We start from the raw sequence: 6,001 nt of genomic DNA, 5'->3' as shown, positions 1-6,001 counted from the left end.
TGATGCAGGCCGTGCGTGAACGCCTGGCCGACGAAAGCAAGGCGTTCGGCATCGAGATCGTGGACGTGCGCGTCAAGCGCGTGGACTTCGTGGCCGACATCACCGACGCCGTCTACCGCCGCATGGAATCGGAGCGCAAGCAGGTGGCCAACGAGTTGCGGTCGCAAGGCGCCGCCGATGGCGAGAAGATCCGCGCCGATGCCGACCGCCAGCGCGAAGTCATCATCGCCGAGGCCTACCGCGACGCGCAGAAGATCAAGGGCGAGGGCGATGCGCAGGCTTCGGCGCTGTACGCCGATGCCTTCGGCCGCGACCCGCAGTTCGCCCAGTTCTACCGCAGCCTCGAGGCCTATCGCGCCAGCTTCCGCAACAAGAGCGACGTGATGGTGCTCGACCCCAGCAGCGAGTTCTTCAAGGCCATGCGCGGCGGCGGCAGCGCCGCCCCGGCCAGCGGCCGCTGAGCCAGCGGCCGGCCGGCCGGCGCTGGTGGACCTGATGCGGGCCGCCGCGGGCTGAGCCATCCGGCCCGCTGGCTACCGTGGTACGGGCTGCTGAGGCCCGTACAATCAGGTTTTTAATACCGGTGCATTTTTGATGTCGTCTGCGTGGCTGCTGCCCGAGCACATTGCCGATGTCCTGCCATCGCAGGCCCGGCGCATTGAAGAACTGCGGCGCGACCTGCTGGACATGGCGCGCGGCTATGGCTTCGAGCTGGTGATTCCGCCGCTGCTCGAACACCTCGAATCCCTGCTGTCCGGCACCGGGCGTGAGCTCAACCTCAAGACCTTCAAGCTGGTCGACCAGCTGAGCGGCCGCACCCTCGGCCTGCGGGCCGACACCACGCCGCAGGTGGCCCGGATAGACGCGCACCTGCTCAACCGCAACGGCGTCACCCGCTTGGCCTATTGCGGCCCGGTGCTGCACACCCGCCCCGAGCGGCTGCATGCCACGCGTGAGCCGCTGCAGTTCGGTGCCGAGATCTATGGCCATGCCGGCCTGGAAGCCGAGCTCGAAGTCATCGAGCTGGCGCTCGACGGCCTGCGCGCTGCCGGCATCGAGGCGCCGGTGCTCGACCTGGGCGATGCGCGGGTGGTGCGTGGCCTGCTGGACGGTGCTTCGCTGCCGGCTGAGCGGCTGAACGACCTGACCGCCGCGCTGGCCCACAAGGACGGCGAAGCGCTGGCCGCCGTGACCGCCGACCTGCCGGCCGCCACCCGCCAGGGCTTTGCCACGCTGATGCGCCTTTATGGCGGTGCCGACGTGCTGGCCGCCGCGCGCAGCCAGCTGCCCGCGCACCGGCTCATCACCGCCGCGCTGGACGACCTGGCATGGCTGGCCAGCCATGTGCGCCGCGCCCATCCGCAGGTGCGGGTGGGCTTCGACCTGGCCGACATGAGCGGCTATGCCTACTACAGCGGCGTGCGCTTCGCGCTGTACGGCGCCGGCGCCAGCGATTCGCTGGTGCGTGGCGGCCGCTACGACGAAGTGGGCGCCGTGTTCGGCCGCAACCGGCCGGCCGCCGGCTTCAGCCTCGACCTCAAGGCGCTGGTGGAACTAGCCGCGCCGCAAGGCCCGCGTGCGGCCATCCGCGCCCCCTGGGGCGAAGACGCCGCGCTGCGCGAAGCGGTGCGCGGCCTGCGCGCGCAGGGCGAGACGGTGGTGTGCGTGCTGCCCGGCCATGAACACGAGGCCCAGGAATTCGATTGCGACCGCGAGTTGGCGCTGGTCGATGGCCGCTGGGCGCTGCGGGCGCTCTGAACTCTTTTCACGAACCTTTCGGACATCATGCAACAGCAGAGCAACTCGGCCCCGCGTGCGGCGCGGGGCAAGAACGTCGTGGTCGTCGGCACCCAGTGGGGCGACGAAGGCAAGGGCAAGGTGGTGGACTGGCTCACCGACCATGCACAAGCCGTGGTGCGCTTCCAGGGCGGCCACAACGCCGGCCACACGCTGGTCATCAAGGGCGTGAAGACGGCGCTGCAGCTCATTCCCAGCGGCATCATGCGCGACGGCGTGCAGTGCTTCATCGGCAATGGCGTGGTGGTCGATCCCACCCACCTGCTGTCCGAGATCGAGCGGCTCGAGAAGATCGGCCTGGACGTGCGTTCGCGCCTGTTCATCAGCGAATCGTGCCCGCTGATCCTGCCCTTCCACGTGGAAGTGGACAAGGCACGCGAGGCGCTGCGCGAGACCAGCGGCGCCGGCAAGATCGGCACCACCGGCAAGGGCATCGGCCCCGCCTATGAAGACAAGGTGGCCCGCCGCGCGCTGCGCGTGCAGGACCTGAAGCACCCCGAGCGCTTCGCCAAGAAGCTCAAGGAGCTGCTGGAGTTGCACAACTTTGCGCTGGGCGGCTACCTCAAGAGCACGCCGCTGGAATTCCAGCCCATCTTCGACCATGCGATGCAGGTGGCCGAGCAGCTCAAGCCGATGATGGCCGACGTGGGCTACCGCCTGCACACCGCCAACAAGGAAGGCGCCAACATCCTGTTCGAAGGCGCACAGGGCACGCTGCTGGACATCGACCACGGCACCTACCCCTACGTCACCTCCAGCAACTGCGTGGCCGGCAATGCGGCTGCGGGCTCGGGCGTGGGCCCGGACCAGCTGCACTACATCCTGGGCATCACCAAGGCCTACACCACGCGCGTGGGCTCGGGCCCGTTCCCGACCGAGCTGCCGATGGACGAGGAGGGCACGGTGGGCCACCACCTGTCCACCGTGGGCCAGGAGCGTGGCACCGTCACCGGCCGCCCGCGCCGCTGCGGCTGGCTGGACGCGGCGCTGCTCAAGCGCTCGATCATCATCAACGGCATCTCGGGCCTGTGCATCACCAAGCTCGACGTGCTGGACGGCCTGAAGGAAATCAACGTCTGCGTGGGCTATGAGCTCAACGGCCGGCGCGTCGACATCCTGCCGCTGGACGCCGACGACATCCTGGCCTGCAAGCCGATCTACGAGACCTTCCCGGGCTGGACCGAAACCACCTTCGGCGTCACCCAGTGGGATGCGCTGCCGGCCAATGCGCGCGCCTACCTGGAGCGTGTGGAGGCCTACATCGGCGCCCCCATCGACATGGTGTCCACCGGCCCCGACCGCGAGCACACCATCCTCCTTCGCCACCCGTACCAAGCCTGACCGACAAGGAGCCTTCGATGCTGACCGACGACGGCAAACACCTCTACGTCTCCTGGGACGAGTACCACATGCTGACCGAGCGCCTGGCGCTCAAGGTCTACAACTCGGGCTGGGAGTTCGACCAGATCCTGTGCCTGGCCCGCGGCGGCATGCGCCCGGGCGACGTGCTGTCGCGCGTGTTCGACAAGCCGCTGGCCATCATGTCCACCAGCTCGTACCGGGCCGAGGCCGGCACCATCCAGGGCCGGCTGGACATGGCCAAGTACATCACCATGCCCAAGGGCGAGCTGGCCGGCCGCGTGCTGCTGGTCGACGACCTGGCCGACTCGGGCATCACGCTCAAGGCGGTGGTCGAACGCCTGCGCGGCATGCCTTCCATCCAGGAGCTGCGCTCGGCGGTCATCTGGACCAAGGGCGTGTCGACCTACACCCCCGACTACTACGTCGAACTGCTGACCACCAGCCCGTGGATCCATCAGCCGTTCGAAGAGTACGACGGCCTGCGCCCCGAAGGCCTGGCCCGGAAGTTCTCGGTTTGATCGACCGCGCCGCGGTGCCGCTGCCGTTGGTTGATGCCATCAAGGACTTGCTGTCCTGGGGTGGCACGACTGCAGCCGGTGTTGCGGCGCTTGATCTGCTGTTCTTTACGCGCAAACAAAAAGGGCCGATGCTGTGTGCATCGGCCCTTCGTTTTTTCTTGATCACTGGTGCCCAGGAGAGGACTCGAACCTCCACGGAGTTACCCGCTAGTACCTGAAACTAGTGCGTCTACCAATTCCGCCACCTGGGCATTTCAGGGAAGCTGGAAGTCTATCATCAAAAATTCAAACAACGCAAGCGCCCCCAGCCTCGGCGCCGCTCTGATGAGCGAAGTGGAAGGCATCGTCCAGGGTCATCGCGACGGCCACGGCTTCGTGCTGCAGCCGGGCGGCAACGACATCTACCTGTCGCAGCAGGAGATGCGCGCCGTGCTCCACCGCGACAAGGTGCGGGTGCGCGTGGTGCGCTACGACCGCAAGGGCCGGCCCGAAGGCCGTGTGCTCGAGATCCTGGAGCGGCGCAAGTCGCCCATCATCGGACGCCTGCTGCATGAAAGCGGCGTGTGGCTGGTGGCGCCCGAAGACAAGCGCTATGGCCAGGACATCCTGATTCCCAAGAACGCCACCGCCAATGCGCAGGCAGGGCAGGTGGTGGCGGTGGAACTCACCGAGCCGGCCTCGATGTTCTCGCAGCCGGTGGGCCGCGTGAGCGAGGTGCTGGGCGAGATCGACGACCCCGGCATGGAGATCGAGATCGCGGTGCGCAAGTACGAAGTGCCGCACCGCTTCTCGCCCGAGACGCTGGCCCAGGCCGCGGCGCTGCCCGACCGCGTGCGCCCGGCCGACAAGCGTCACCGCATCGACCTGACCGACGTACCGCTGGTCACCATCGACGGCGAAGATGCGCGCGACTTCGACGATGCGGTGTACTGCGAGCCCTTCAAGAAGGGTCGCGGCAAGACGGCCTTCAACGGCTTCCGCCTCATCGTGGCGATTGCCGACGTCAGCCACTACGTCAAGCCCGGCGAGCCGATCGACGACGACGCCTATGAGCGCGCCACCTCGGTGTATTTCCCGCGCCGGGTGATCCCGATGCTGCCGGAAAAGCTGTCCAACGGCCTGTGCTCGCTCAACCCGAACGAAGACCGGTTGTCGATGGTGTGCGACATGCTGGTGTCCGACGTGGGCGAGCTCCACGCCTACCAGTTCTACCCGGCGGTCATCCACTCGCATGCCCGCTTCACCTACACCGAGGTGGCGGCCATCCTGGCCAACACCCGCGGGCCCGAGGCCGCCAAGCGCAGCGACCTGGTGGAGCACCTGCTGCACCTGAACGACTGCTACCGCGCGCTGCTCAAGTCGCGTGCGGCCCGCGGCGCGGTGGACTTCGAGACCACCGAGACGCAGATCGTGTGCGACGAGAACGGCCGCATCGAGAAGATCGTGCCGCGTGTGCGCACCGAGGCGCACAAGCTGATCGAAGAAGCCATGCTGGCGGCCAACGTCTGCGCGGCCGACTTCATCCAGCAGGGCAAGCACCCGAGCCTGTACCGCGTGCACGAAGGCCCGACGCCCGAGAAGAAGACCACGCTGCAGAACTACCTGCGCTCGCTGGGGCTGGGCCTGTCGGTGAGCGACGAGCCCACGCCGGGTGAGTTCCAGGCCATCGCCCAGGCCACCAAGGAACGGCCCGACGCGCTGCAGATCCACACCATGCTGCTGCGCTCGATGCAGCAGGCCATCTACACGCCGATCAACAGCGGCCACTTCGGCCTGGGCTACCCGGCCTACACCCACTTCACCAGCCCGATCCGCCGTTACCCCGACCTGCTGGTGCACCGCGTGATCAAGGCGTTGCTGGGCGGCAGGAAGTACCAGCTCGATGCCAAGCTGCTGGCCGCCGAGCCGCCGGTGACGGTGCGCAAGGGGGGCAAGCCGGTCAAGGGTGCAGCGGCCGGCAGCGCCGGCGCGGCGCGGGCGCACGGCGCCGACGTGTGGGAGATCGCAGGCGCGCACTGCAGCGCCAACGAACGCCGCGCCGACGAAGCCTCGCGCGACGTGGAAGCCTGGCTCAAGTGCCGCTACATGCGTGAGCGCCTGGGCGAGGAGTTCGGCGGCACCGTCACCGCGGCCACCAGCTTCGGCCTCTTCGTCACGCTGGACGGGCTGTACGTGGAAGGCCTGGTGCACATCACCGAGCTGGGCGGCGAGTACTTCCGCTTCGACGAAGCGCGGCAGGAGCTGCGCGGCGAACGCAGCGGCGTGCGCTACACCATCGGCAGCCGCGTGCGGGTGCAGGTGAGCCGCGTCGACCTCGACGGCCG

Annotated in this window: 5 protein-coding genes and 1 tRNA gene; 5 read left to right on the top strand and 1 reads right to left on the bottom strand. The window is 68.0% G+C overall.

The features are described from left to right. The 4 genes from hflC to ABNT58_RS08290 all read left to right on the top strand — a co-directional run. Positions 1-461, top strand: a 461-nt coding sequence (hflC, locus tag ABNT58_RS08305) for a protease modulator HflC (RefSeq protein WP_348753030.1), incomplete at its 5' end; no start/stop codon positions are given. A 133-nt stretch (positions 462-594) separates the two neighbouring features. Beyond that, positions 595-1,758, top strand: coding sequence for an ATP phosphoribosyltransferase regulatory subunit (locus ABNT58_RS08300; protein WP_348753029.1), 1,164 nt, complete (start codon positions 595-597; stop codon positions 1,756-1,758). Between the two features lie 27 nt (positions 1,759-1,785). After that, entirely contained in the window at positions 1,786-3,138 is a 1,353-nt protein-coding gene (locus ABNT58_RS08295) for an adenylosuccinate synthase (protein ID WP_348753028.1), read from the top strand. Between the two features lie 17 nt (positions 3,139-3,155). Then, positions 3,156-3,677, top strand: coding sequence for a phosphoribosyltransferase (locus ABNT58_RS08290; RefSeq protein ID WP_348753027.1), 522 nt, complete (start codon positions 3,156-3,158; stop codon positions 3,675-3,677). A gap of 166 nt (positions 3,678-3,843) precedes the next feature. Here ABNT58_RS08290 and ABNT58_RS08285 read toward each other — a convergent pair. Next, a tRNA-Leu gene (locus ABNT58_RS08285) sits at positions 3,844-3,928 on the bottom strand. A gap of 73 nt (positions 3,929-4,001) precedes the next feature. Between ABNT58_RS08285 and rnr the strand changes: the two genes are divergently transcribed. Continuing rightward, positions 4,002-6,001, top strand: a 2,000-nt coding sequence (gene rnr, locus ABNT58_RS08280; RefSeq protein ID WP_348753026.1) for a ribonuclease R, incomplete at its 3' end; no start/stop codon positions are given.

Origin of the sequence: uncultured Aquincola sp., from assembly GCF_964001545.1 — a bacterium.
Taxonomy (GTDB): domain Bacteria; phylum Pseudomonadota; class Gammaproteobacteria; order Burkholderiales; family Burkholderiaceae_C; genus Aquincola.
The sequence above is the reverse complement of the archived record's forward strand: the minus strand, read 5'-3'. Positions and strand labels throughout refer to the sequence as shown.

Bases quoted from the DNA above. Each gene is read 5' to 3' on its own strand.
- ABNT58_RS08290 (WP_348753027.1), top strand. From the start codon at position 3,156: ATGCTGACCGACGACGGCAAACACCTCTACGTCTCCTGGGACGAGTAC.
- ABNT58_RS08295 (WP_348753028.1), top strand. From the start codon at position 1,786: ATGCAACAGCAGAGCAACTCGGCCCCGCGTGCGGCGCGGGGCAAGAAC.
- ABNT58_RS08300 (WP_348753029.1), top strand. From the start codon at position 595: ATGTCGTCTGCGTGGCTGCTGCCCGAGCACATTGCCGATGTCCTGCCA.